The sequence below is a fragment of the Streptomyces sp. DH12 genome (genome assembly GCF_020873895.1).
GTDB lineage: Bacteria > Actinomycetota > Actinomycetes > Streptomycetales > Streptomycetaceae > Streptomyces.
Map to the genome: position 1 here is coordinate 1 of NZ_JAHWGT010000678.1, position 521 is coordinate 521.

At 71.8% G+C, this 521-nt stretch carries 1 protein-coding gene and 1 pseudogene; both read right to left on the reverse strand.

Features of this window, described 5'->3' with window-relative positions; translation table 11 throughout:
• A partial coding sequence (gene rimI / locus LPA54_RS36440; RefSeq protein ID WP_228984797.1) for a ribosomal protein S18-alanine N-acetyltransferase occupies positions 1 to 451 on the reverse strand: 451 nt, incomplete at its 3' end.
• Positions 448 to 521: pseudogene (locus LPA54_RS36445) on the reverse strand (tRNA (adenosine(37)-N6)-threonylcarbamoyltransferase complex dimerization subunit type 1 TsaB); the annotation flags it as partial. The pseudogene LPA54_RS36445 and the gene rimI, both read right to left, overlap by 4 nt.

Genomic DNA, 521 nt, shown 5'->3' on the forward strand with positions numbered 1-521 from the left:
GGTAATAACCGCGTCTGACTCCGATGACCTCGAAGCCGAAGCGCTCGTAGAGCTTCTGGGCGCGGACGTTGTCGACGCGGCACTCCAGCATGACCTCGGCGCACTCGAACGCCGTGGCCGCGCGCAGCAGCTCGGTCAGCAGCCGCGAGCCGAGACCGGTGCCCCAGTGGTCGCGGGTGACCGCGATGGTCTGGACGTCGGCCGCCGGAGTGGCGCCGTCGTCGCCCTCCGCGCCGGAGGTGGTGAGGCCGGCGTAGCCGACGATCCGGTCGCCCTCCTCGGCGACGACGTAGCGCCGGGTCGCCCCGGGCCCGCGGGAGTGGGCCAGCTCGGACCAGAACATGCCGCGCGACCACGCGTCCTCGGGGAAGAGCTCGCGCTCCAGCTCCAGCACGGGGTCGATGTCCCACCAGCGCATCTCGCGCAGGACCACCGTCTCGGTTCCCGTCACTTGGGGGTGACCACCTTGTAGTTCTTGGGGACCTGGGCATCGGGCCGCCGCAGGTACAGCGGCCGGGGGG